This window comes from Kurthia massiliensis (assembly GCF_000285555.1).
Classification (GTDB): Bacteria; Bacillota; Bacilli; order Bacillales_A; family Planococcaceae; genus Kurthia; species Kurthia massiliensis.
In genome coordinates, this window is record NZ_HE610997.1 from 180,637 (window position 1) to 205,310 (window position 24,674).

23 protein-coding genes are annotated in these 24,674 nt (G+C 39.6%); 4 read left to right on the top strand and 19 right to left on the bottom strand.

Annotated elements, in window-relative coordinates:
* Window positions 1–308: 308 nt before the first annotated feature.
* From ilvD to KMHG_RS05235, 3 genes are all read right to left on the bottom strand, one after another.
* Window positions 309–1,976, bottom strand: a complete 1,668-nt coding sequence (ilvD, locus tag KMHG_RS05225) for a dihydroxy-acid dehydratase (RefSeq protein ID WP_010287624.1) — start codon at window positions 1,974–1,976, stop codon at window positions 309–311.
* Between the two features lie 313 nt (window positions 1,977–2,289).
* Window positions 2,290–3,582, bottom strand: a complete 1,293-nt coding sequence (locus KMHG_RS05230; protein WP_010287625.1) for a D-arabinono-1,4-lactone oxidase — start codon at window positions 3,580–3,582, stop codon at window positions 2,290–2,292.
* Entirely contained in the window at window positions 3,570–4,742 is a 1,173-nt protein-coding gene (locus tag KMHG_RS05235) for an alanine racemase (RefSeq protein WP_010287626.1), read from the bottom strand. The genes KMHG_RS05230 and KMHG_RS05235 overlap by 13 nt, the downstream gene beginning before the upstream one ends.
* A 368-nt stretch (window positions 4,743–5,110) precedes the next feature.
* Between KMHG_RS05235 and KMHG_RS05245 the strand changes: the two genes are divergently transcribed.
* Window positions 5,111–5,662, top strand: coding sequence for a cysteine hydrolase family protein (locus tag KMHG_RS05245; RefSeq protein ID WP_010287627.1), 552 nt, complete (start codon window positions 5,111–5,113; stop codon window positions 5,660–5,662).
* 200 nt (window positions 5,663–5,862) lie between these two features.
* Here KMHG_RS05245 and KMHG_RS05250 read toward each other — a convergent pair whose 3' ends face one another.
* A complete protein-coding gene (locus tag KMHG_RS05250) occupies window positions 5,863–7,230 on the bottom strand; it encodes an MDR family MFS transporter (RefSeq protein ID WP_010287628.1) in 1,368 nt (455 codons plus the stop codon).
* Between the two features lie 154 nt (window positions 7,231–7,384).
* Between KMHG_RS05250 and mscL the strand changes: the two genes are divergently transcribed.
* The gene (gene mscL / locus KMHG_RS05255; RefSeq protein WP_010287629.1) at window positions 7,385–7,765 is read left to right on the top strand and encodes a large conductance mechanosensitive channel protein MscL; all 381 of its coding nucleotides are present in this window, start codon (window positions 7,385–7,387) and stop codon (window positions 7,763–7,765) included.
* A gap of 41 nt (window positions 7,766–7,806) precedes the next feature.
* Here the strand turns inward: mscL and KMHG_RS05260 are convergent, their stop codons facing one another.
* From KMHG_RS05260 to KMHG_RS05300, 9 genes are all read right to left on the bottom strand, one after another.
* Window positions 7,807–8,370: an SCO family protein gene (locus KMHG_RS05260; protein ID WP_010287630.1), complete on the bottom strand. Its 564-nt coding sequence runs from the start codon at window positions 8,368–8,370 to the stop codon at window positions 7,807–7,809.
* A gap of 61 nt (window positions 8,371–8,431) precedes the next feature.
* On the bottom strand, window positions 8,432–9,034 hold the full coding sequence (locus KMHG_RS05265; protein WP_010287631.1) for a hypothetical protein: 603 nt from the start codon (window positions 9,032–9,034) through the stop codon (window positions 8,432–8,434).
* 122 nt (window positions 9,035–9,156) lie between these two features.
* Window positions 9,157–9,657, bottom strand: a complete 501-nt coding sequence (locus KMHG_RS05270) for a CcdC family protein (protein WP_010287632.1) — start codon at window positions 9,655–9,657, stop codon at window positions 9,157–9,159.
* Window positions 9,658–9,676: 19 nt separating this feature from the next.
* Window positions 9,677–10,045, bottom strand: coding sequence for a response regulator (locus KMHG_RS05275; protein ID WP_010287633.1), 369 nt, complete (start codon window positions 10,043–10,045; stop codon window positions 9,677–9,679).
* A gap of 61 nt (window positions 10,046–10,106) precedes the next feature.
* Entirely contained in the window at window positions 10,107–10,811 is a 705-nt protein-coding gene (locus KMHG_RS05280) for a cytochrome c biogenesis CcdA family protein (RefSeq protein ID WP_010287635.1), read from the bottom strand.
* 206 nt (window positions 10,812–11,017) lie between these two features.
* A complete protein-coding gene (argH, locus tag KMHG_RS05285) occupies window positions 11,018–12,394 on the bottom strand; it encodes an argininosuccinate lyase (protein WP_010287637.1) in 1,377 nt (458 codons plus the stop codon).
* Window positions 12,394–13,602, bottom strand: coding sequence for an argininosuccinate synthase (locus KMHG_RS05290; protein WP_010287638.1), 1,209 nt, complete (start codon window positions 13,600–13,602; stop codon window positions 12,394–12,396). The genes argH and KMHG_RS05290 overlap by 1 nt, the downstream gene beginning before the upstream one ends.
* Window positions 13,603–13,882: 280 nt before the next feature.
* A complete protein-coding gene (locus tag KMHG_RS05295) occupies window positions 13,883–14,629 on the bottom strand; it encodes an SDR family NAD(P)-dependent oxidoreductase (RefSeq protein ID WP_010287639.1) in 747 nt (248 codons plus the stop codon).
* The gene (locus KMHG_RS05300; RefSeq protein ID WP_010287640.1) at window positions 14,616–15,563 is read right to left on the bottom strand and encodes an MBL fold metallo-hydrolase; all 948 of its coding nucleotides are present in this window, start codon (window positions 15,561–15,563) and stop codon (window positions 14,616–14,618) included. Before KMHG_RS05300 ends, KMHG_RS05295 begins: the two co-directional genes overlap by 14 nt.
* A 215-nt stretch (window positions 15,564–15,778) precedes the next feature.
* Here KMHG_RS05300 and proC point away from each other — a divergent pair, with 215 nt between their 5' ends.
* Window positions 15,779–16,597, top strand: a complete 819-nt coding sequence (proC, locus tag KMHG_RS05305) for a pyrroline-5-carboxylate reductase (RefSeq protein WP_010287641.1) — start codon at window positions 15,779–15,781, stop codon at window positions 16,595–16,597.
* A gap of 40 nt (window positions 16,598–16,637) precedes the next feature.
* On the opposite strand, the gene KMHG_RS05310 is transcribed toward proC, so the two are convergent.
* The 6 genes from KMHG_RS05310 to KMHG_RS05335 all read right to left on the bottom strand — a co-directional run bounded on the left by KMHG_RS05310 (window position 16,638) and on the right by KMHG_RS05335 (window position 24,047).
* The gene (locus tag KMHG_RS05310) at window positions 16,638–16,829 is read right to left on the bottom strand and encodes a hypothetical protein (protein ID WP_010287643.1); all 192 of its coding nucleotides are present in this window, start codon (window positions 16,827–16,829) and stop codon (window positions 16,638–16,640) included.
* A 91-nt stretch (window positions 16,830–16,920) separates the two neighbouring features.
* A complete protein-coding gene (locus tag KMHG_RS05315) occupies window positions 16,921–19,986 on the bottom strand; it encodes an AAA family ATPase (protein WP_010287644.1) in 3,066 nt (1,021 codons plus the stop codon).
* Window positions 19,986–21,137 (bottom strand): exonuclease SbcCD subunit D, encoded by a 1,152-nt coding sequence (locus tag KMHG_RS05320; protein WP_010287646.1) that lies wholly within the window; start codon window positions 21,135–21,137, stop codon window positions 19,986–19,988. The genes KMHG_RS05315 and KMHG_RS05320 overlap by 1 nt, the downstream gene beginning before the upstream one ends.
* Before the next feature lie 111 nt (window positions 21,138–21,248).
* Window positions 21,249–22,592 (bottom strand): sodium-dependent transporter, encoded by a 1,344-nt coding sequence (locus KMHG_RS05325; RefSeq protein WP_010287647.1) that lies wholly within the window; start codon window positions 22,590–22,592, stop codon window positions 21,249–21,251.
* A gap of 131 nt (window positions 22,593–22,723) precedes the next feature.
* Window positions 22,724–23,140, bottom strand: coding sequence for a PaaI family thioesterase (locus KMHG_RS05330; protein ID WP_010287650.1), 417 nt, complete (start codon window positions 23,138–23,140; stop codon window positions 22,724–22,726).
* Between the two features lie 130 nt (window positions 23,141–23,270).
* Window positions 23,271–24,047 carry an alpha/beta hydrolase gene (locus KMHG_RS05335; RefSeq protein WP_010287652.1) on the bottom strand — a complete coding sequence of 259 codons (777 nt, stop codon included), beginning with the start codon at window positions 24,045–24,047 and terminating at the stop codon, window positions 23,271–23,273.
* Between the two features lie 403 nt (window positions 24,048–24,450).
* Here KMHG_RS05335 and KMHG_RS05340 point away from each other — a divergent pair, with 403 nt between their 5' ends.
* The gene (locus KMHG_RS05340) at window positions 24,451–24,645 is read left to right on the top strand and encodes a hypothetical protein (RefSeq protein WP_010287653.1); all 195 of its coding nucleotides are present in this window, start codon (window positions 24,451–24,453) and stop codon (window positions 24,643–24,645) included.
* The last annotated feature ends 29 nt before the right edge of the window (window positions 24,646–24,674 follow it).

Consider the following 24,674-nt stretch of genomic DNA (forward strand, 5'->3'; position numbering starts at 1 on the left):
AAAAAGTTTCTTCATGCCACGCAAAATAAATATAATTGCCTGTTTGCGTAGGGATGAAAAAACTTTCATGGTACCACCCTGCTTCATCAATTAAGTTACCTTAACTGACCTCATCGAGCTATTTAGCCCATTTTTGTAACGAGTGCAAGCACTCGGAACGACCTAATCGCTTACGCTTTTAGCCACCCACTCAGAGGGGATGTCGAATATAGTTGGCTACTGATTCACACCGACCATCAGCTCTCTGTAAAGTCCAGGTCTATATTCTTTAACCTCTTCAACGCATTATATATTCAATTTTCTGAAATTTAGTATTTCATTGTACCGCCAGTTGATGCAGATGTTACTAAACGAGAGTAACGTGCAAGCCAACCTTTTTTGATTTTTGGCTCAAACTCTGGTAAGTTTTCCGCACGTTTCGCTAGTTCTTCATCAGATACTTCAACATTAATCGTACGGTTTGGTAAATCAATCGTGATGATATCGCCATCATTTACTAATGCGATTGGGCCACCTTCTGCTGCTTCTGGTGAAATATGACCGATTGAGATACCACGAGATGCGCCGCTGAAGCGACCGTCTGTAATAAGGGCTACTTCTTTACCTAAACCGCGACCTTGAATCGCTGATGTCGGTGCAAGCATTTCTGGCATCCCTGGACCACCTTTTGGACCTTCGTAGCGAATGACAACAACGTGTCCAGCTTGAACTGTGCCATCGTCGATTGCTGCTTGAGCAGCGTCTTGTGAGTCGAAGCAAATCGCTTCACCGCGGAATGTTTGGATTGAAGGATCTACAGCGCCGACTTTAATGACACTACCGTTCGGTGCGATGTTACCGAATAAAATTGATAAACCACCGACTTTGCTATACGGATCATCTTTCGTGCGAATCACTTGCGTATTCGTAATTTCATGACCAGCAACATTTTCACGCATCGTTTTCCCTGTAACCGTAATACGATCTGGGTGAATCGCGCCTGGAATTTTCGTTAATTCATTAATAATCGCTGAAATCCCGCCTGATAAATGAATATCATGCATTGAGTAGTTCGATGCTGGCATAATTTTCGCTAAATATGGCACGCGTGCTGCTACTTTATTAATATCTTCAATGTTGTAATCAATTTCAGCTTCATGCGCTAATGCTAATGTATGAAGAACTGTATTTGTTGAACCACCCATCGCCATATCTAGCGCGAACGCATCGTCGATTGCTTCTTTTGTGACGATATCACGTGGTTTGACGTCATTTTTAACCATATCCACTAAATGACGCGCCGCTTGTTTAATTAACTCATGACGTTCTTTTGACGTTGCAAGAATTGTTGCATTTCCTGGAACTGTTAAACCGACCATTTCCATTAGTGAGTTCATTGAGTTCGCTGTGAACATACCTGAACAAGAACCACATGTTGGACAAGCGTTTTGTTCGATGTCTAACAATTCCGCTTCGCTCATGCGGCCACTTTTGTAAGCGCCGACACCTTCGAATACAGAAGTAAGTGATAATGTGTCACCTTTTGATGAAACGCCCGCTTCCATCGGACCGCCTGTTACGAAAATAGATGGTACGTTTGTACGAACAGCCGCCATTAACATCCCTGGTGTGATTTTGTCACAATTCGGAATATAGAACACACCGTCGAACCAGTGTGCGTTAATAACTGTTTCTGCGCTATCGGCGATTAGTTCACGTGATGGTAACGAATAGCGCATCCCGATATGCCCCATCGCGATCCCATCATCTACACCGATTGTATTGAATTCGAATGGAATACCACCCGCTTCAATGATTGCTTGTTTTACGACTTTACCGAACTCTTGGAGATGTACATGCCCTGGAATAATATCAATATAAGAGTTACAAATACCGATAAATGGCTTGTCTAAATCTTTTGTTTTCACACCTGCTGCATAAAGCAGGCTGCGGTGTGGTGCACGATCGACACCTTTTTTTATCATATCACTACGCATATTCTACACCTCTTCTATATCTAAGTACCGAGGAGTATCAGTTATCAATTCTAGTTGACCCGCTGCTACTTCTTGTGGACTTTATCAACGTTTTGTAGCTCATCGCTTCAAATACGTTTTTTAAATTGTTGTTATCATAGTATGTAAACAGCATGAAGTCAACAGGCTATTTTGAATTATCAGACAATTGAGAAAATAATTTTGTGGAAAAAGCTACGTAAACCCGCTTAATTGCGCTAATTTGCTCATTTTTGAATTTTTCAAAAAAATTAAAAAATTTTCTCATGCAATATATTGCGTAAAAAATTTTCAATTATTCAAATATGTTTTTTGCATATTTCGACATAAAAACGCCGTATTTATCGAATTCTCGTCTGCGTGCTAGAAATATATCGAGTTCATTATACAATGTGACGAGCTCATGTCGTGTATAAAGGTTCATTTTTCCAAAATGGGCACGGGCTCCATATTTTTTGAGTAATTCGTCTATGAAGCGGAAATAGCGCTTATACGGCATACCCCGATACATATGGAAGGCAATCCATACGCTATCTTGCCCTTGTGTTGGACTTAATATCCCTCTCTCGCCTTTTTGCGTGCGACATTCGATTGGGAAATGTACGTCAAACAGTTGACGTTGCATCACGATATGAAACTCTTCTAAAAATGATTCAAAGTATTGAATAGGCATCGCATACTCACATTCCATAAATTTTACATTACGTGGCGTCGCAAATACCCGATAACTCACATCTTGTTGTTCACCAATCGGTACGGCCTTTGCTGAAAGTGCACTGACAAACGGCGTCATCTTCGGTGCAATACGGCACATTGTAGACACCAGTTGTAATGCTTGATTTTCTAAAAGGGCATCGAGACGTTTCGGTTGCTTAAGAGTAATTTGTTCATAAGGTACTGCATCCATCACTTTTAATTGCATTTGCTCCTGACCTGGGAAGTAAAACCATTCAGCATGACGATGCGTTGCGACAATTGAACGAAACTGCGCTAGCGTCTGTTTAACTGTTATTCGAGAAGAACGACCGTGAAGTCCATAAATCGGTACGGCTTGTATTGTAATATCTACAAGAACGCCAAATAACCCTAAGCTAATATGGAGCGCATCTGCTAACGGATCGTCACGAAATACTTCACGATATTGTCCTTCACCATCAATAATCCCCCATCTGACAACTTGATTTGAAATCGAACCGAGTGTTACACCGGTACCATGCGTTCCCGTACTAACTGCACCTGCTAAAGACTGCACGTCGATATCTCCCATATTTTCAAGTGCTAATTGATAAGGTGCTAGAAGTGGCCCGATTTCACATAAATAAGTACCTGCCCAAAACGTCGCTTGCTGCTGCATTTCATCGACATGTATTAAACCACGCATCTCATGTAAGTTGATAGATAGTTGATCCGGTTGTGCTACGCCACTAAACGAATGTCTTGCGCCAGATGTTCGAACTGTCTGCTTCGTTTGGCGTGCATGCTTTACGATATCAGATACTTCGTCAATCGTAGTTGGTTGATAATGTTGAATGTGTTTTGCAGTATACGTATTCGCCCAATTTGACCAGTTTCCTTCTATAGAAAACATTGCCCATCCCCCCTATATGTTTTCATTGGTCCTACATATTCTTTGTCACGATAGCTATGTAAGACATTAAAACGTTCACACAACTCTCCTGCCTTAGCATGTCGGAGTACAATGCCATCTCCAATGTCATAACGATTTTTCGGCATTTGAATCGGCGTTTGTACTTCGCCTGCCCCTTCCGTTTTGTAGAAAGACAACGCATCGTCTATAAAATGCGGCGCTTTATCATTCCCGATTGCACCACTCGCTATATAGCCACCGCCATGCGCAACGATTGTATGTTTCGCAGGTTTTCGTGTTGCACGCACCGTATAGCCCGCCGCTGCTTCAAAAGGCATATCTCGATAATGGTCAAATAACGCTGGTTTATATAACCCTGAGCCAATCGTTATTTCGGTCACTTCTTCACATGTCGTGCTGTACGCCATACTCCCTGTACCGCCACCATTGACGAAACGAAGCGGGCCTAACTGTTTTTCGATTATATTTATAGCTTTTGTGCGTTGTTTTTGAACGTATTTACGTGTCCGTTGTTGTAACGTTTGGATAGCCGTTCGCTTCATTTTTTGTGGTGCTTCATCACCAACACCTGCAAGTTGCGCATCGTACCCCATTAAACTCGTCACATATACAAATGGATTTGACATAATTATCTGTAAGAACATTTTTAACTGCTTCGCTGTTTGTAAACTAGAACGGCGCGTTCCAAAATAAAGCCCCGGATACATTTCTGAAACGTTTATGTCGATACAAAGTGGTGCTGCTACACCTACGTCTTCTGCTAGTTGTGCTAAAAAAGTTATATGCGCTTCGCAGTCTACCATAAACGTAATATCCTTTCCTTTTTGAATCCATTGCATTAATTGTTTTGTGCTGTGAGATTCTAGCGTTGGATAACCGAGTAAAAAATGATCGAGTCCCGCTTCACATAAATAAACGGTCTCTGCTGCTGTAAACGTCATATACCCTGCAAAGCGATGTGTTGGTATACGTGTTTGAATGTACTGCAAAACATCTAATGAACGAATCGATTTTGTCGCTATTCGAATTTGTTTCGGCGCTGTACCAGCTATCATCACGTTTACATTGCGGTCAAGCGCGTTTAAATCAATCCAAGCGTACGGATGCTCTAACTGTTGAAAAACGTTCGGCAATTGCATGTATATCCCTCCATTAAAAAAGCCTCACCGAAAGTAGCAAACGCTGCATTACAGTGAGGCTTTAAGTTATTAAATTAAACATTGATTCCCGGAATGAGTGTTAAATCTAATGCTAAATTTAGTAATACGAATAAGTGCGCACCAGCAACTAAAAATCCGATTGTATTGTACTTTTTGACTGACATTTCACGCATAAAAATCATCCACCTTTCTACTTTAGAAACAATAAATGCTCTCTCACACTTATTATTTGTTTTATCATATACTCTCATTTTCCAAAAATCAACTATTTTTTGTCCAAATTGTGACAAGTTTTTCAGTTGCATTGAACAATGCTCATTGCTTACAGTAAAGAAGAGGTGATGATCATGGAAAAAGCATTAATTGTAATTGATTATACAAATGACTTCGTTGCTCCTGATGGCGCACTAACATGCGGTGAACCTGGACAACAATTAGCATCTTATATCGAGCATTTAACGACAGACTTTATTAGCGCACAAGCGTATGTCGTCTTTGCTTGTGATTTACATGAGCAAGATGACCCGTATCATCCAGAAACAGCCCTTTTCCCACCCCATAACATCCGAAATACAGAAGGCCGCCAATTATACGGGGCCTTGCAGTCGATTTATGAATCGAACAAATCTTTGCAACACGTCAAATGGATGGATAAAACACGTTACTCTGCATTTGCAGGTACAGACTTAGCACTTCGTCTTCGCGAACGAAATATTCAACAGCTCCATCTCGTCGGTGTATGCACGGATATTTGCGTACTACATACAGCAGTAGACGCTTATAATTTAGGCTTTGATATCGTTGTCCATGCACAAGGCGTTGCTAGTTTTAATGAAATCGGCCACAATTGGGCTCTTTCACATTTTGCGCAAACATTAGGTGCGACTGTTCTACCGTAAATAACAAAGATTCAGACAAAACCTTAATCAATAAGAAAGAGGCTGGGACAAAACAGTTCATTTTTCTTTTTTAGCGTTCGCAACAAAAAACCGGAACCGCGCTACAGCGTGATTCCGGTTTTTATTATGCTCATTTGAGATGGTATTTTTACACTTATGTCCCAGCCTCTTTTTTCGTTATTAACGCATATATTGTTTACTTACGCCTTAACTTCTTTTACTTTTTTCGGAATGGTACATACACAGAAGCATGCAATCACTGCGAAAACGACAGCTAACATATAAACTGCTTGTACGCCTGCTGTAATCGTTTCAGCTGTTTGAACACCTGTTGATGCCATATTAAAGCAAACGCCGTACATCGCGGCGCCAAGCGCTTGACTGAACGTATTCGTAAACGAGTTAAACCCAGTTGCCGTCCCTACTTGTTCTTTAGGTACTGTTTTTTGAAGTGTAATGATTAACAATGGTGAAATGAACCCCATCCCTAATCCAACGATGCTAGAAGCAACTGCAACGAAAATCGCGGACGTCTCCATATGAAACTGTGTCATACAAAACGTTCCGATCATTAAAAAGACCGTCCCAATCAACATAAAATATTTATTCGGCAGTTTACCGATATATAAACCGATGAACATCGCGCCGAGCGTCCAACAAAATGATAGCGGCGTTAACAATAACCCACCGACAGTTGCGCTTTTGCCGAGAATAGATTGCGCGTAAAGTGGAATATATGCTGATAACCCGATCACAATCGCCATCGTTGAAAATGACAACACATTGATCGTCATAAAGCGACGATTTTTAAAAAATGATAGCGGAATAATCGGCTCTTTCGCCTTTAACTCTACTGCAATTAACGCGCTATAGCCGATGACAACGACAATGTAACTTAATATTTGGTTCATCGATAACCAGTTACCGTCATTACTTCCTGTAATAATGGCATACATAAGTGCAAATGTTGATACAGCAAATAAAATAGCACCGGCATAATCAATAGTGTGACGCTTTTTATGTATCGTTTCATCATAATATTTACCGATAAGCAACATGGCAAATAGCGCAAATGGAATGTTCACAAGAAAAACGGCATGCCAGCTAAATACTTCGATTAAAAATCCACCAAGAAGCGGTGCTACGATGCCTGCAACACCCCATACCATGCTAATATAACTTTGTCCTTTTGCGCGGGCCTTTTCTTCTGGAAAGAGTTCACTTACAATCGTTAATGTAATCGGTAAAATAGACCCTGCACCAATGCCTTGAATCGCACGATAGACGATCAACATCGTCATCGAGTTCGCCGTTCCACATAATAATGAACCGACCGTAAATAATGTAATCCCAATTAAAATCATTTTTTTACGGCCAAATAAATCCGCTAACTTACCAAATAAAATAGCGGCAATCGCAGACGTTAATAAATAAGCAGAATAAATCCAACTAATAAGCTCAACGCCTTTTAATTCTGCCGTAATGCTCGGGATCGCCGTTGCAACAATCGTTCCTTCAATTGCTGCGAGTGCGGTTGCCAGCAAAATGGCAATAAAAACCTTATTCATCCTTCTTCCTCCTTTTCTTTATCGTATCGCAATACAGTTATATTTTCCTTATTTTCATGCTTTTAACATAAAAGTATTTGTCAATTGACAATTTTTTCTGTATCATAAAATTTGTTAACTATATAAAATTAGTTATATAAAGGAGGTGCACACTATGTGGAAAGACTTTAAAGAGTTTGCCTTAAAAGGAAACGTACTTGACTTAGCAGTCGGTGTTATCATCGGTGCTGCCTTCGGTAAAATCGTTACTTCTTTAGTAGAAAACATCATTATGCCGATCGTAACCTTATTAATTGGTAAAGTAGACGTATCTGACCTTGCTTATAAAAGCATCAAATACGGTGCCTTTATCCAAAGCGTCATTGATTTCTTGATTATCGCATTTTCTATTTTCTTATTTATCCGAATCGTGATGAAGCTTGGAGAAAAATTCCGCGGTTCAAAAGAAGAGGCCGAAGAAGTACCTGCTGAAACACAAGAAGATGTGTTAAAAGATATTCGTGAATTATTACGTCAACAAAACGAACAGAAATAACACATAGAAAAGCACGACATCGCGCGAAGATGTCGTGCTTTTTATTTTGGCTGCACATTTTTTAAATCGCTCACAATGTCTTGATAAGGCACATTGCTATACCCGTCATACGTTTTTCGTACGACGCCTGCTTGATCGACCAAATAAAAATTTGTCGCATGAATCATTTGACCGTCATCACCAGCTTTCACAATCGCTTTAAACGCTTTTGCTGCAAATCTCGTCATATCCGCTTCTTCGTAACCCGTCAACAAATGCCATTTAGTAAGATCTACTACTGGAAATTGTTTAATATACGTGTCAATTACATGTGGTTGATCCCGTACAGGGTCAACCGAAAATCCAACGATGGCATAGCGTTCAATACCCGCTTGTTGAATTGCTTGTTGAACGTCTACCATATGCATCGTCATCGGTGGACAAACCGTCGTACAGTTTGTGAAATACATATACGCAATAAATGGTGTACCTGCTAAATTATCTAATGTCACTGTTTCACCGGATTGGTCTGTATATTGAAAAGCTGGCATCTCCCAATGCATATCCCCTCTAAAGCCACTACAGCCTGCCAATAAAAGAACGACGACAATGAGTAGTCGTTTCATAACGCTCCCCCTTATGTATAGAAAAACGGAATCATGCATGACGCATAACTCCGTTTATAAACTATTCTTTTGACACGTCATCAGGAATTGATTTCGTCACAAGCACTTTATCTGTTTTGTCATCGATGAATTCGAATTTACTTTTCGCTTCGCTTTCACCTTGTAAGTATTGATACGTTGCAATTGAAATGGCTAATGCACCAAATACAGTTGGATCTTTTGATTTATCAAATTTATCAGCATCTACGTACACTTTTACGTGTTTGTACATATCATCTGTATCTACTTTTGTTACCGATTCAATCGTTTTACCTTCTGCAAGTGCTGTTAATGCGCCTACGATGCCATCGTTCACTTTTTCGCTTTGTTCAGCGATATTTTTTTCTGACATTGTGAACTTCGTATTTTCATCGTTCACTTCTTTATGTTCTACCGATGAAGGATCAATTTCACTTGAATCTCCCATACGGTTTAAATAAAGGTTTGGAATTACAAATACTTTGTTTAATGAGTTATCAGATGAAGATGCTGCTTGTTGTTGTTCTTGTTGTTGTGCTTCTCTTGCTGCATCTTTCTCTTCTTCGGTACCATTTAAACCGCTACTACATGCAGCAAGTGATAATGATAATACACCTGTCGCTACAAGTAAAAGTCCTTTTTTCATAAAAGAATCACTCTTTCTTATTATCTATAGTCTTTTTCATTCTAGCATACTTATATGAAAAAACATGCAATTCGATAGAAACGAAAAAAACCTGTCACAACTTATGACAGGTTTCTCCACATTTAAACAGATTGGAGTTGCTTTTGTAGTTTTTTAAATTGTACGAGCATCGCAAGACGCCATGGTAATAGCATTGAATACGCTAACATATAGAAAATACCACCAAGCTCACCTAAATGGAATGTACCACCTAAATAAATTTTCGCAGCCGTACGAAATACTAATAAACCGACTAAAACGATAGCAAATGCTTTCGACGGTTTTAAGAAAATATCTTTCCCGATGACTTCGAATTTAGACGTTTTAATTAAGATTGTCGAACAGATAACCCCAATCAACACCGTAATCCATAAATGTTCCCACGTTAAGCGGAAATACGGGAATATATACATTAAAGCTCCTGACGACATAGCAAGTGGTGGAATCATTATTTTTTTCGGATTGGCTGGTTTTTTCGCTGCTTTCGCACGCATAATCATCGCCATTACACCCATAAATACGATAAAAACGGTTGATGCGATAAGCCATACTTGCGTTGGCACTGATTTTAATGCATCTATCAATTCAATCTCTTCTTTCCAATTAAACTTCTAAATGTTGTTGTAACATTTCGATAAGGCGCTGCTGCGTAAACGGTTTCTTCATAAAATCAACGGCACCATTTTCAATCGCAGCAATCACATTTTTTTGTTGACCAACTGCTGTAATGATAATAATTTTTGCATTTGGGAATGCTGTGCAAATCTCTTTTGTCGCGTCGAGCCCATTTTTTCTCGGCATCGTAATATCCATCGTCACAATATCCGGCCTATGCGCACGATATAATGCGACCGCTTCTTCACCATTCGTTGCTTCTGCGACAATCTCAATGTCTACTTCTGCGGTTTCAATCATTCGCTTAATCGTTTCACGAATAAACAATGAGTCGTCGACGATTAACATTTTTTTCATTTGCGTCATCACCTCTATTTTAACACCATACACTATAACGCTTTTCCTTCAAAAAAGCGACTTAGAACCCTGTAAAATCGCCAAAAAAAGGTGTTAATAGCGTATTTAATTTACTCATTTGATCAAAGAAAATGAGCACGCCAACTATCACCATTATAACCCCTCCGATTTGCATAAAGCGCGTTAAATGTCGCGTTAAAAATGACAGCTTTGGCAATAAAAAAGCCATGACGATAAAAGGAACCGCAAAACCAATTACGTAGACGGTCATATAACCGACAGCAGCAGATGGCTGTGTACTGCCGAGTAGTAAAATACTCGCTAATATAGGGCCCGTACATGGCGTCCAACCTGCTGCAAAGATAAAACCAATCATGCCAGAACCGATATAACCGATTGGACGACGTGCTAATTCGATTTTACGCGTTTTCATTAAAAAAGATGGTTGACAAACACCAGCAATGACAAGTCCAAAAAAGACGATTGCAATGCCACCTAAATGACGAATGAGCTCATCATACTGTGTCAGCCACATACGGATGAAAGACGTACTAAATCCTAAAGCAATGAAAATAAGCGAAAACCCGATTAAAAAAAATATCGTATGTAATAGCGCTTGCTTTTGTCGTATTCCTTCGCGTGTCAATTGATTCGCAGATACGCCTGTAATATACGATAAAAACGCTGGATATAATGGCAGCGTACATGGTGACATGAAGCTCAACAATCCCGCCAATAGCGCAAAGAGATAGTTTAAATCCGTCACAACAAGGCCCCCTCATATGTTGCTGTTATACGCGGCGAATGTCCATCATATAAACAACTTCTAACTTCTATTTATGTTACGTGAAATACGTATAAATTGCTATAAAAAAAACGAACACCCCTCTGGATGTTCGTTTTTCGGAGCATATGTATATGTTCCTAAGTCGGATTGGCATCCCCTCTGTGATACGGTTTCCGAGTATTGTTTTATTTCATTAGTGATTTTGCTTTTTCAAGTTGGATTTTTACTTGATCGAAGCCTGTTCCACCAAGAGAATGACGACGTGCTACCGCAGCTTCTGGCGCTAATACATCGTACACATCCGCTTCGATTAGTTCACTACCTGCTTGCAAGTCCTCAAGAGATAGGTCTAATAAGTAAATACCGCGTTGAATACAAGTGAATACTAATTTACCTGTTACTTCGTGTGCTTCACGGAATGGCATCCCTTTTGCAGCTAAGTAATCTGCAAGTTCTGTCGCATTTGAGAAGTCATTGTGAACGGCTGTATGAAGCACGTTTTTGTTGACTGTCATCGTACGAACCATACCTTCGAAGATTTTCAGTGAGCCGACAATTGTATGCAATGTGTCGAACATGCCTTCTTTATCTTCTTGCATATCTTTGTTATAAGCTAATGGAATACCTTTTAATACAGTTAGTAAGCCCATTAAGTTACCGTATGTGCGTCCCGCTTTACCACGGATCAGTTCCGCCATATCTGGGTTTTTCTTTTGAGGCATGATGCTTGAGCCTGTAGAGAATGAATCATCTAAGTCGATAAATTTGAATTCATCTGTTGACCAAAGAATGATTTCCTCTGCAAAGCGTGATAAGTGTGCCATCATTAACGCACCGTTTGATAGGAATTCAACGATAAAGTCACGGTCACTTACCGCATCAATTGAGTTTTGATAAACGTTTGAGAAACCTAGTAGTTTCGCGCTTAATTCACGATCAATTGGGAATGTTGTACCTGCAAGCGCACCTGCACCTAGTGGTGAAATATCGATACGTTTGATTGATTCTGTGAAACGTTGTTTATCACGCTCTAACATCCAGAAGTATGTCATTAAATGATGTGCAAATGAGATTGGTTGCGCACGTTGTAAGTGTGTATAGCCTGGCGCTAACGTTTCTACGTTATCTTCGGCTTGTGCAATGATCGCATCTTGTAATTTTGAAATCAGCTCAATCACTTCTACGACGCGCTTTTTCAAGAATAAGTGCATATCTGTTGCCACTTGGTCATTACGGCTACGACCAGTGTGTAATTTACCACCAACAGGTCCTACTAGATCTGTTAACATTTTTTCAATGTTTAAGTGGATATCTTCATTTTCTACTTTAAATTCAAGCTCATTGTTATCAGCTTTTACTTTTAATTGTTCTAAGCCTGCTTTAATCGCTTCAACTTCTTCAGCTTCTAAAATGCCGCAAGCACCTAACATCGTAACGTGTGCAATGCTGCCTTCGATATCTTCTGTTACAAGCTGTTGGTCAAAGCCGATTGAAGCGCCAAATTCATCTACCCATGCTTCGGCAGATTTTTGGAAACGGCCGCCCCATGCTTTTCCACTCATTATTTTTCCCCTACTTTTTTACCATTAACGATTGCGTTAACTTTTGTTGGAAGACCCCATAATTCAATGAAGCCTACTGCTGAGTTGTGGTTAAACTCGTCATCTTTAGTGTATGTTGCTAATTTTTCATCATATAAAGAGTTTGGTGATTTACGGCCTTCAACGATTGCGTGACCTTTGAATAAACGTACACGTACAGTACCGTTTACATATTGTTGTGTGTTTTTAATGAATGCTTGGATTGATTCACGTAATGGTGAGAACCATAAACCGTTATAGATAAGTTCAGTTAATTGTTTTTCAACAACTGGTTTGAAGTGTGCTAATTCTTTTACTAATGTTAAATCTTCTAATTCTTTGTGTGCGATTAATAATGTGTGTGCACCTGGAATTTCGTATACTTCACGAGATTTAATACCAACAAGACGGTTTTCGATATGGTCGATACGGCCAACACCGTGTTTACCAGCTAAAGCGTTTAATTTTAAGATCATTTCAGATAATTTGTACTCAACGCCATCTAATTTCGTTGGTACACCTTGTTCGAATTCGATTTCAACGATGTCTGCTTCGTCTGGCGCATCTTCGATTTCAACTGTTAAATCGTAAGCATCTTTTGGTGGTTTAGCCCAAGGATCTTCTAAAATACCACATTCGTTTGCGCGGCCCCATAAGTTTTGGTCGATTGAGAATGGAGAGTCTAAGTTGATTGGAATTGGAATATTACGTTCTTTCGCATATTCAATTTCTTCTTCACGGCTCCAGCCCCATTCACGAACAGGTGCTAATACTTCTAAATCTGGGTTTAATGCGTTGAAAGCAACTTCAAAACGTACTTGGTCATTACCTTTACCTGTGCAACCATGTGCCACAGCTGTAGCGCCAGTTTTTTCAGCGATTTCAACTAATTTTTTAGCGATTAACGGACGAGATAATGCAGATACTAGTGGGTATTTTTGTTCGTACCAAGTGTGACCTTGTAGAGACATTAATGCGAAGTCTTCTGCGAATTCGTCTTTTGCATCGATTACGTATGATTCTACAGCACCAACTTTAAGTGCTTTTTCTTTAATATGTGTAAGGTCTTTACCTTCACCAACGTCAAGGCAGCAAGCTACTACTTCGTAACCTTGTTCTTGTAACCATGTAATTGCTACTGATGTGTCTAAACCGCCTGAATAGGCAAGTACTACTTTTTTGTTTGTCATAATGTGTTTCCTCCAAAGTTGAATGTTATTTGTATGTTTATGCGTTTGCTTTTTATATTTATGCATTAATAATAGCATGCGATTTTTATTAGTGCAAGTGTATTTTTATAAATTTTTTCAAAAAACGCATTTTTACGTCTAAAACGTGCGAATACTAAGTAAATCAATGTTTCAACGTAGCAAATTTAGACATATTTATGTATATTCAATCGGATAAATTCAAAAAAATGCATAAAAATGAGTTTATATGCATTTTCAATGCATATAAACTCACTTGTAATCATTTCCTATTAAATAGTGGTTTGCCGATGAATTCGACGAGCGTTGGCGATATCGCATACATTTTACTGGATATGCCCATATACCACGGTAAATTTATTTCTCGTTTTCGTGTTTTTATCGTGCGAATCGTCGCTTCCGCTACATCTGCTGGTGATAATAATACATTCGCCATCGCTGCTCGATAGCCATTCGTTGCATCTGCATGATCTAAAAATGGCGTATCAATCGGTCCTGGGTGAATAACAGACACAGCAATTTTCTGATGGGCTAGCTCCATACGTAATGCATTTGTATAGCCGATCAGCGCATGTTTCGTTGCCGCATAAATACTTGCTTTAGGCGTCGCTACTTTTCCGGCTTGAGAGCCCATAAAAATCAATTGCCCGCCATTAACGATATGCGGTAATAATTCTCGGACGAGAATCGCTGGTGTCTCAACATTTAAACGTACCATTTCTTGAATCGCTGCATCATCAATTTTATGTGCATATTCAAACGTGCCAATACCCGCATTAATAATCGCTACGTCAATATACGGTAATTGTTCGACGAGTCGTTGTAATGACTGACGATTCGTCAAATCTGCTTGAATCGTTTCAATATGTTGTTGTTTTAATTGTTGTAACTTTAATTCATTGCGTCCTGTTGCAATGACACGATGGCCTGCTTGATGCAAACGTATCGCAATTTCATAGCCAACACCAGAAGTCGCCCCTGTAATGACAACGGTTTTAAACTTTTTCATAATAAGCGATGCCCTCCTCATTCATCGTCCGTTTCACAAACCCTTCCGCTTCTAAATAATCAAGCTGACCAAGGGTAGAAGATAACGTTAAGCCGAGTTCAGTTTGTAATTTTGTCGGATAAAATCGTTGTGTAAGTTCAAATACGGTTAGCGGACGATCGATTAATGCATATGCGCGCATCGCTCGTTCATGTTGTTTTTTCAAACGCGTTTCAACGAGTGCTTGCACGTTTGTAACATCGTCACCATGACCTGAATACACGCGGTCCACCTGAAGCGATGCAAGTTTTTTTAACGATGCGTTGTACTGTAACTGCGATTTTGGTCTCGCTCCTTCCATATGAAAAGGTACTTCAACGAGTGGATTTGATGCGACGAAACCGATTAACAAATCCCCACCAAATGCATAGCGTCTCTCATCGTCAACAAAAATCAAATGACTTTGTGCATGGCCAAGTGTTTCTACTGCGCGTAAATGTGGATGACCCGGTACACGATCCCCATCTCTTAAAATCGTCGTTAACGGCGTCGTCCCCATATAGTCGACTTCTCGAATCATTTTATCCACCCAACGATCATATAATTGTGGCACACCTTCTTCAGCTAATTGTGCTTTGTAAAATGCACGTTGATATTGAAAAAAAGTCTCATCACGACGTAGCCAGTAATCGTTATATCCATGTCCGATGACTGTTGCATTTGTAAACGCGTCTGTCCAACCGATATGATCGGGGTGATGATGTGTCAAAATGACTTGCTCCACATCTTCAAACGTATAACCATGTGCTTTTAACCCTTGCGCTAATGCGGCGTGTGCCTCTGGAATTTTCGTCCCAACATCAACGATTGATAACGTATCTCCTTTCATTAAAAATGAATTTGCCGTCCCAATCCCAAATGGCGTCGGCGTTTCAATTCGAATAATTTGTTCCACAGTCAATCCCCCTTTTATTTACTTATTTATCATACCCTTTTTTTACAATGACGTCATTTTCAGATTATTCTAATTTTTCAATTGACTTTTTCGATTCTTTGTCATTATAATCGTTGCATAGTTGAATGCTCGATTTCTCGAAAATTCATGACGATGAACATGTTCTTTCTAATGGAATGAACATGTTTTTTATTTATAGGAGGCTAGCTTACTGTATGAAACATATTTTATTTATCGGTGCTGGATCGATGGCTGAAGCGATGATTCACGGTTTTACAAAACAACAAGTATTCGCGCCATCATCTATCACTGTAACAAATAAACAAAACGAAACACGATTACAATACCTGCAAACAACTTATGGCGTTACGCCGACTTATGACATCGCAACAGCAATTGCGCAAACAGAACTTGTCATTTTAGCGATGAAACCGAAAGACGTTGCATCATCTTTACAAATGATTCAACCGTATTTACAACCACACACGCCGATTTTATCAGTCGTTGCTGGTTATGCGATTGAATCGATCACAAGCATTTTAAATGAGCGCCCGATTGCACGAATTATGCCAAACACTTCTGCACAAATTGCAATGAGTACGACAGGGGTCGCCTTTAATGCATGTAGCGATGAAACATTTAAACAATCGATTCATACGATGCTGCGTGCTATCGGCTCAGTCGTCGAAGTAGCAGAAGATCAATTACACGCTGTTACCGCACTTTCTGGCAGTGGTCCTGCTTATTTTTATTACGTTGTCGAAGCGATGCAAGCAGCGGGATTAGCATATGGACTGCCACAAGAAACGGTCGAAAAGCTCGTCGTTGAAACGATGGCAGGCGCCGCTGAAATGTTAAAACAAACGAATGAAACACTTGACATATTACGCCAAAAAATTACGAGTCCAGGTGGTACGACAGCAGCAGGTATTCAAGCCCTTGAACAACACCATGTCAAAGATGCATTTACGGCTTGTGTACACGATGCCGAACAAAAATCACGTCATTTAGCCAAAAGTGCTGTAAACGTATAAAAGAGCGCCGCTACCTTGAATGAATAGCGGCACTCTTTTTTTATTTTTTATTAGATGGCTTCATTCTAAACGTGAATAACGCCAAAATAATGAAAAAGACCATTAGACCGAAGTAAATTTTATCGTAATTTGTTTGTTCAATTGCTGTCGTTGCTGCGAATGCGGGTTGACTCATTATCGTGAATGCGCCAAACCATACACTCAGTACAGCGATATATACATGTCGTTTCATGATGCCCTCTCCTCATTGTCAGTGTCCATATATGATGTCCTCACATATGTTGTCTATGTTACGGATATGTTATGCACACGTCAACGCAGAACTATTTTACTTTAAATACAGCGTGACTATAACCTTCACGTTGTTTTTTTACTTCTAATACAGCTGGAATTGCTTCTTTCAAACCTGAAACGTGGGAAATAACCCCTATCATTCGACCTGATTTTTGCAATTCAACGAGCGTATCAATCGCTTTAGCTAACGCTTCGTCATCTAATGTTCCAAAACCTTCATCGATAAACATCGTATTAATGTCGATTTGTCCACTGTAGCTTTGAATAATATCACTAATGCCGAGTGCTAAACAAAGCGCAGCATTAAATTTTTCGCCACCTGACATCGTTTTCACGTCGCGTGTTTGCCCCGTGTAAGCATCATAAATATCTAAACCGAGACCACTTTGCTTCCCGCGTGTTTCTAAACGTTCACTACGACGTAATAAAAATTGTCCGTTAGAAAGCGGGCGTAATCGTTCGTTCGCCGCTTCGATAATTTGCTCTAAATATTCAATTTGTAAATAGCGTTCAAATGAAATTTTACGATCATTTTGACCACGTAACATATCATATAAAGCAATGACTTCAGCAGCACGCGCTTCTAGTTGTTCGATACGTGCCGCATTTTGACCAATTTCTTTTAACATTTGCCCAGCTGTTGTCATATGTCGCTTCGTCTGTTCGTATTGTGCAAGCAATGTTTCATACTTTATTTTTGCTTCCTGTAATTGTTTTTCAATCATCGTCACATCAATCGGCTGTTTACCTTCAAGATGTGCATATGTCGCAAGTGCTTGCTCATTCGCATAACATTGTTGGTTGTATTGATCAATTTGATGCGTCAGTTGTGTTAATTGCGAAATACGTTGCTGCGCTTGTTGGTAATGTGCACCATCGACAAAACGTTCTAATACGCGTTCTTTAAATTGTGCTTCTAGCGTTTCTTTTGTATGCGTCGCTTTTGTTAATTGTGCTTCACTATGTTTCACATTGTTTTGTGCAATACTCCACATTTTTTCCGCTTCTGATGCATTTACACGTGCAGTTTCATATTGTTGCTCTAATCGTTGTTTTTCATGAATCCGTTCGTTAATGGCTTGTTCAAGTGATGCCTTCGTTTCAAACGCTGACGGTAATTGTTTTAATTGTTCAGCTAATAGCACATCATTTTGTGCGTATTGTTGCGTCGCTTCTTGCTGTGCGCGTATAGCTTGTTCGCGTTGCGCTTCTAATTGACGAACCATTTGTTCTTGCGTTTTAAGTGATTGATATAATTGTTGCGCAGTTTGTTGTTGCGCTCGTAATGTTTCGTATTGGCGTTTTAACGTCTGAAGTGCTTCTTCTGAATAATGTTCCACATCGATTGCGAGCGCCTGTGCTTGTTGTTGTAATTGCGCTACGGTTTGTTGTGTCGTTTGATGTGTACTATCAGCACGATAATAGGCGCGCTGTACTTCATCTAACTGTTGACGGGCCGCTTCCAGTGCACCATCTTCAAGCGCACTTTCAGCAACGGCGTGTCGTTGATGATCCACGCCACCACAAACAGGACAAGGTTCACCGTCGACTAATTCTTGGGCTAATACATATGCTTGATTAGCAAGCCACTGTGTACGTAATTGTTCGTATCGTTGTTGCGCAACTTTAAGTGCTGCTGATGTTTCGTTTACTTGCTCTGTACAATGTTGTGCTTGTTGTATCGCACGCACGTATTCTGTATACACATCTAATTTCTTTTGTTCTTCAAATAATTGCTGTTGTACCGTTGGCAATTGTTGCACAGCCACTGTCAATTGTTCATATCGTTCTTTTTGCGCCATATATTGTTCACGTGTTGTATCATATTGTTGCGCAATGGCTGTCGCATTTTCCGTCTCGCGCTGACGTGTTTCTGCTAATTGTCGCGCTTGTTTTTTTAACGTTTCAACACGTTCATACATCGGTAACAACGGTTGCCAACGTTGAATGTCTGCTTCAATCGTCGTACGTTTTTCATATGCTGTTGTCGCTTGTACAACAATTTTTTTAGCGTCGGTTAATGCTTGTTCTGCTTTTTCGAACGCTTGTACATAATTTGCATGTTGCTGTTGTAATTGTTGGCATGTTGCACGAGCCGAACGATATTGCTCATCGTACGGTGCTAACGTTTGGGCATATTCTGCCTCGGCACGTTGCACTTTCAACAGTTCGATTTGTTGCTGTTGTTGTTGTAATTGTTGCTTCGTCGCTTTTAACGTTTCGTAATGTGCTAGCATCTCATTGAACTGTTGGCTCTTCGTACGTTCATCTCGTAATGATGCATAAGCGGTCGATGCTTGTTCGTATTGCTGTTGTTGGGCCGGTAGCGTTTCTTCATAAAACGATTGTTCTGCTAATAAATGCTGCATCAACTGTTTCGTCGCAATGTACGGCGATTGGATATACGAAAATAGCGCACTTTCTGCACGTGGTGGTAAATTTTGTTCGATTGAACGAATAAAATGCTGTTGTAAACTTTGTGCTTCTGAAAGTGATTGTTGGGCAGCATTACGCTTTTCTTTTAAACGTGCCACCATATCATCATACTTCGACGTTTTAAAAATTTTACGCAAAATATCTTCTTTATTTGCTGTATCGGACGTTAACAACTTTTGAAACTCACCTTGTGGCAACATGACGATTTGTTTAAATTGTTCTTTCGTCAAGCCGAGCAGCGTTTTAATTTTTTCTGATACGTCTGTCGCTTTTTGTTGATCGACAATCGGTGTTTCTACACCATCAATTATTTCATATAACTCGACTTTCCCCGGTGTTTCCGATTTATTACCTGCTTTTTTGTATGGCAATTGTCGATATACACGGTATGTATGACCGCGCATCTCAAACAATAAATCAACAGATGTCGGTGTAGTATCGTCTGCAAAATGACTTCGTAAATTTTTCACTTCACTACGATCTTCACCACTTGCGCTACCGTATAGTGCATAAAAAATGCCATCAAAAATCGTCGTTTTCCCAGCGCCGGTCGTTCCTGAAATGACGAATAATTTTTGATCACCAAGCTGACGAAAATCAATGACTTCACACTGTTTATACGGGCCGAATGCCGTTAGTTTTAATTGTAATGGTTGCATTAACGATCCTCCTCACGTTCATCGTGTAATTGTTCATTTAACAATTCTTCAAATAAAGACAGCGCATTTTCAGACGGCTGTTTTGTCGTCATTTCTTCATAAAAAGCAGCGAATAACGCGCGGTCGTCCATTTGGCGACGAGAAGCTTTCGTCGTGTCACTCGTCGTATGAACAATCGTTTGTCTTTCTACATGCATCGCATTTGGATAGACGCTACGAATTTTTTCCATTGGCGATAAAATCGGCTGTTCGTCTAGCAACGTCACAAATACGTAATCTTCACACGGTTCTTGTTGCAAAATATCTGCCATGTAAGCTTGAATACGTCGCATCTTACGCTTCGGTGTTAATAAATGTTTTTCGACAGAAACAGTCGAATCTGTCACATCTACGATTAAATAGCCTTTTTGTTGTTTTTCTTCAGAAATAGAATAACGTAACGGCGAACCAGAATAACGAATATGCTCATGACCGACGAAATGCGCCCCGTGTAAATGTCCGAAAGCCGCATAATCAAATGTGTCAAACAACGCCGCATCAATGCATTCTGAACCACCGATTGATAACGGACGTTCACCGTCACTATCTTTTTCTGCTGGTTCGCCTCCCTTTGTGACAAATGCATGACCGACAAACACATGTCGTGCATTCGGATCCTGTCGATCATGAATGTGCGCAACGATTTTCTCCATCGCTTGCTGATGCGTGCGAATGTCGTCATCTTCAAATAAAAAGCGTACTTCTGATGGGTCCATAAATGGCACGAGCCAAAAATGAACCTCTCCATCATCATCTGATAAAATCACGGGTTGCGTCTCTTTCGTCCATTTCCCAACCATATGTAAGCCACTTGCTGCCATTAACGATGTCCCAAAGTCAATGCGACTCGCGCCATCGTGATTTCCGGCAATCGCAAGTATCGGTATATGTTTCTCATAAATAATCGTTTGGAACGTTTCATCTAATAATTGAATCGCTTCTGTCGGTGGCACAGAACGGTCATATAAGTCACCTGCAATGACAAGCACATCTGGTTGATGCGTATCAATCGCCTCTATCAATTGCGTCAAAATATAACGTTGATCTTCTGTCATATAAACGCCTTGTACGAGCTTCCCTAAATGCCAATCGGCTGTATGTAAAATTTTCATATCGTTCCCTCCTCGAATATTTGTTCCTATTATAACAAGACGTACATCATCTCGCATAATGTCAAAACGACAAAAAAGAGATATTATGCCGAAACATAATACCTCTTTTACTTATTGTGATAAATAAGATGTGTAAATTAAAACAATCGCAATGACGACTGGTACGACATACACCATTAATGTACGCCATACGCGATAATAAATCGGTGAAATGTGACTACCACTGAAAAATTCTGTCGACACGATTTTTTGATCTACTTTATGCACGATAAAGATCGCAATTAATAAGTTGCCAAGCGGTAACATAATATTACTTACTAAATAATCCGTCGCATCAAAAATCGTTTTATCGAAAATCGTTACATCACTTAATGTCGATGATGATAATGCGGCCGGAATTGACGCAAGCAATACGATAACGCCTAAACAAATTGTAATTTTACGACGCGCATTTGGAATTTTCGCTTCTACCGCTGCAACGATAATTTCGTATAAGCTAAACGATGATGTTAACGTTGCAAATAAAAATAGCAGTAAGAAAATCGCAAAAAATACTTCACCGAACGGTAAATGACCAAAAACAGTTGGCAAGACGATAAACAATAATCCTGGGCCAGATGTCGGTTCTAATCCTGCCGCAAACACCGCTGGGAAAATCGCTAAACCTGCTAACAATGAAACAAAAATGTTCATTATGACAACAGAGCCAGCTGAGTACGGTAAGCTCTCTTCTTTTTTCAAGTAAGAACTATATGTGACCATACATGAAAATCCAACGGCTAAAGCAAAGAAAGATTGACCGAGTGCATATAGCACACCTTCTCCGGTAATTTTAGAGAAATCTGGTTGTAAGAAGAACTTCACGCCTTCCATTGAACCGTCTAACGTTAATGAACGAACGACTAAAATAATGAAAAACACAAATAACAATGGCATCATATATTTATTCGCTTTTTCAATCCCATTTTGTACACCTAACGCAATAACGATCACATTTAATAACGTGAATAGTGCAATGCCTAACATCGTCATACTTGCACTACCGACCGTTTGACCAAACATGACATCTGGTGGGATATTGGATACGATAGCATTTCCGGCAAGCGCTTTTAGCGTATAAACTAAAATCCAGCCGCCGACAACACTATAAAATGATAGTAATAAGAAACAGCCGACAACGCCGAGCTTCCCAATCCATACCCATAGTGATTTTGGTGCTAATTTTTTATAAGCAGAAATCGCTTCTTTTTGTGTACTACGACCGATAATAAATTCAGAAATTAACATCGGTAAACCAATTAATAATGTGAAAATCACAAATAGTAAAAAGAATGCGCCACCGCCGTTTTGTCCGGTTACGTATGGCATTTTCCAAATTGCGCCGAGCCCAATTGCGGCACCGGCAGACGCCAATATAAAGCCGAGCTTCGTCGACCATTGACCTTTTTGTTGCATAAAAACTCCTCCAAACTCTGCTCTGAACGGGAAACCCCGCATTCGTCTTACTCTACTAGGCTCTCCTAATAGCCAAACGAATATCCCTATTTTATCATCTCTAGGACGTAAAAGCAGTGTTTTTCAGTATTTTATTCTCGTATCTGAAACGTCATAAGTGATGTCACAACGTCACCAACAAGTTTTCCATTTTGCGTAATCTCAACTTCTCCATATAGCATCGTGCGACCACGTCGTTTAATGCGCGCTGTAAAAATCGCCGTTCCGAGATGAATCGGTTTATGGAACGTTGTCACTAAATTGACGCTCGTAAACGTATAGCCTTCTTCCATTAAAATCGCGCCAGCATAACCGACTGCAACATCTGCCACCGCTGCTGTAAAACCGCCAAGTGCGATACCTGTACGATTTAAATGTTGTGGTTGCACAGTCCATTCACAAATAACTTCACTCGTTTCCATATCTCCACCGATTACTTTTACACCTAATAAACGCTCACATTCTGGAATTGCTACTTTCCCATCAATCACATCTTGAATTGTCGCCATCACAAATCCCCCTTAACGCTCGTTTTATTCATTATATGCTCGAAAAATCAAAAATGCACGCAAAATGAATAGATATTCATATTTCAACAAAAAAAGAAGAGCCACATGACGTGACTCTTCCTCTCTTTGATTATAGTGCAGCAACTTGTTTTTGTTCTAATGCTACTGACCATTCTAACGTATCAAGGAATTCAGCAGTATCTTGGAATACTTTTTCACGTTCTTTACCTAACGTAATGATGTGACCAGAATTTTGATACCAAATTAATTCTTTATCATCTGTTTCAACTGTTTCATAAATATAAGGAGCACTTTGTTGATATAAATCATCATCTAGTTTGCCTTGTAATACAAGTGTTGGTGTTTGAATATCTTCAATTTCATCGCTCGTATGTTCAATCATTTTTTGCACTTCATATAAAGCGTGACGATCCATCATTTCTAACTCGTCTAACTCCATTTGAATTTGTGCATCTGGCTTACCTTCTAAGCGTTTGTAAACTTCAGCATATTTGTAAAGACGTTCAAATAAACCTTCTTTAGAACGACGTTTAATCGGTGCGCACATTGCGACAACACCTTTTACCGGAAACTCAGCGCCTACTTTTAACGTAAAAACACCACCTAGAGAAATACCCGCAACAGCGATTTCTTCATATCCTAAGTCTTTTAAATGCATGTAACCACGCGTTACATCTTCCCACCAATACTTAGCGCCATAACGTAAAATCTCTTCTGGATCGACACCATGACCACGATACATTGGAGCGTGACATGTGTAACCGCGTTTATTTAAATATTGGCCAAGTTTTTTAACATCTTTCGTGCTTCCAGTGAAGCCATGCAATAATAATACGGCGCGTTTACCACCTTCTAATGTAAATGGTTGAGGTGCTAGTAGTTTCATCTAAAACGTCTCCTTTATAATAATCCGTTTAATATGTCAATTCTTTATAGTAACAAATAATTTTTTTTATAAATAAGTTGCACAAATTTTGTACACAACTTTAAGCTACATACACTCTAACACCTTTCTTCGATAATGTACACTATATAAACCTTAAAATACTTATGCATTTTTGTAATGATTACGATACCTTCAAGCATAAGCAAAATGCAGTCATATCAACGGTTCGTGAACCTTTTCACAATCTTTTTGTTTTATCGTTAAATTCAGAAAATTCGTCAATATCTATTTGAGATGAATTCATTCGCAAAATTCGATTTATCCATCTATTTTTGATATATACAATCTCTTTTGCGCTTTCGAAAAAAAGCGCTTATTATAAAAAGAAGAGGGAGTGAAACATATGGCACAAGATACAAAAAAACTGCTACTTGCAGCGGGGGGCATCGTCTTAACAGGCGTCGTGACGGCGATGGCATTATCAAAATCTGAAAAAGTATATGAGAAACAATTTAAAAAACAAGCTGACGCGACAGTGAAAGCAAATATTGCAGACATTCGCGCTCGCCTAGCTCAATTAGAAAACGAATATCAATAATACAAAAAGGACGAAGCGCGCTTCGTCCT

Coding starts and splice junctions, on each gene's coding strand:
- ilvD (WP_010287624.1), bottom strand. CDS start 1,976: ATGCGTAGTGATATGATAAAAAAAGGTGTCGATCGTGCACCACACCGC.
- KMHG_RS05230 (WP_010287625.1), bottom strand. CDS start 3,582: ATGTTTTCTATAGAAGGAAACTGGTCAAATTGGGCGAATACGTATACT.
- KMHG_RS05235 (WP_010287626.1), bottom strand. CDS start 4,742: ATGCAATTGCCGAACGTTTTTCAACAGTTAGAGCATCCGTACGCTTGG.
- KMHG_RS05245 (WP_010287627.1), top strand. CDS start 5,111: ATGGAAAAAGCATTAATTGTAATTGATTATACAAATGACTTCGTTGCT.
- KMHG_RS05250 (WP_010287628.1), bottom strand. CDS start 7,230: ATGAATAAGGTTTTTATTGCCATTTTGCTGGCAACCGCACTCGCAGCA.
- mscL (WP_010287629.1), top strand. CDS start 7,385: ATGTGGAAAGACTTTAAAGAGTTTGCCTTAAAAGGAAACGTACTTGAC.
- KMHG_RS05260 (WP_010287630.1), bottom strand. CDS start 8,370: ATGAAACGACTACTCATTGTCGTCGTTCTTTTATTGGCAGGCTGTAGT.
- KMHG_RS05265 (WP_010287631.1), bottom strand. CDS start 9,034: ATGAAAAAAGGACTTTTACTTGTAGCGACAGGTGTATTATCATTATCA.
- KMHG_RS05275 (WP_010287633.1), bottom strand. CDS start 10,045: ATGAAAAAAATGTTAATCGTCGACGACTCATTGTTTATTCGTGAAACG.
- argH (WP_010287637.1), bottom strand. CDS start 12,394: ATGAGTGGAAAAGCATGGGGCGGCCGTTTCCAAAAATCTGCCGAAGCA.
- KMHG_RS05290 (WP_010287638.1), bottom strand. CDS start 13,602: ATGACAAACAAAAAAGTAGTACTTGCCTATTCAGGCGGTTTAGACACA.
- KMHG_RS05295 (WP_010287639.1), bottom strand. CDS start 14,629: ATGAAAAAGTTTAAAACCGTTGTCATTACAGGGGCGACTTCTGGTGTT.
- proC (WP_010287641.1), top strand. CDS start 15,779: ATGAAACATATTTTATTTATCGGTGCTGGATCGATGGCTGAAGCGATG.
- KMHG_RS05310 (WP_010287643.1), bottom strand. CDS start 16,829: ATGAAACGACATGTATATATCGCTGTACTGAGTGTATGGTTTGGCGCA.
- KMHG_RS05315 (WP_010287644.1), bottom strand. CDS start 19,986: ATGCAACCATTACAATTAAAACTAACGGCATTCGGCCCGTATAAACAG.
- KMHG_RS05320 (WP_010287646.1), bottom strand. CDS start 21,137: ATGAAAATTTTACATACAGCCGATTGGCATTTAGGGAAGCTCGTACAA.
- KMHG_RS05325 (WP_010287647.1), bottom strand. CDS start 22,592: ATGCAACAAAAAGGTCAATGGTCGACGAAGCTCGGCTTTATATTGGCG.
- KMHG_RS05330 (WP_010287650.1), bottom strand. CDS start 23,140: ATGGCGACAATTCAAGATGTGATTGATGGGAAAGTAGCAATTCCAGAA.
- KMHG_RS05335 (WP_010287652.1), bottom strand. CDS start 24,047: ATGAAACTACTAGCACCTCAACCATTTACATTAGAAGGTGGTAAACGC.
- KMHG_RS05340 (WP_010287653.1), top strand. CDS start 24,451: ATGGCACAAGATACAAAAAAACTGCTACTTGCAGCGGGGGGCATCGTC.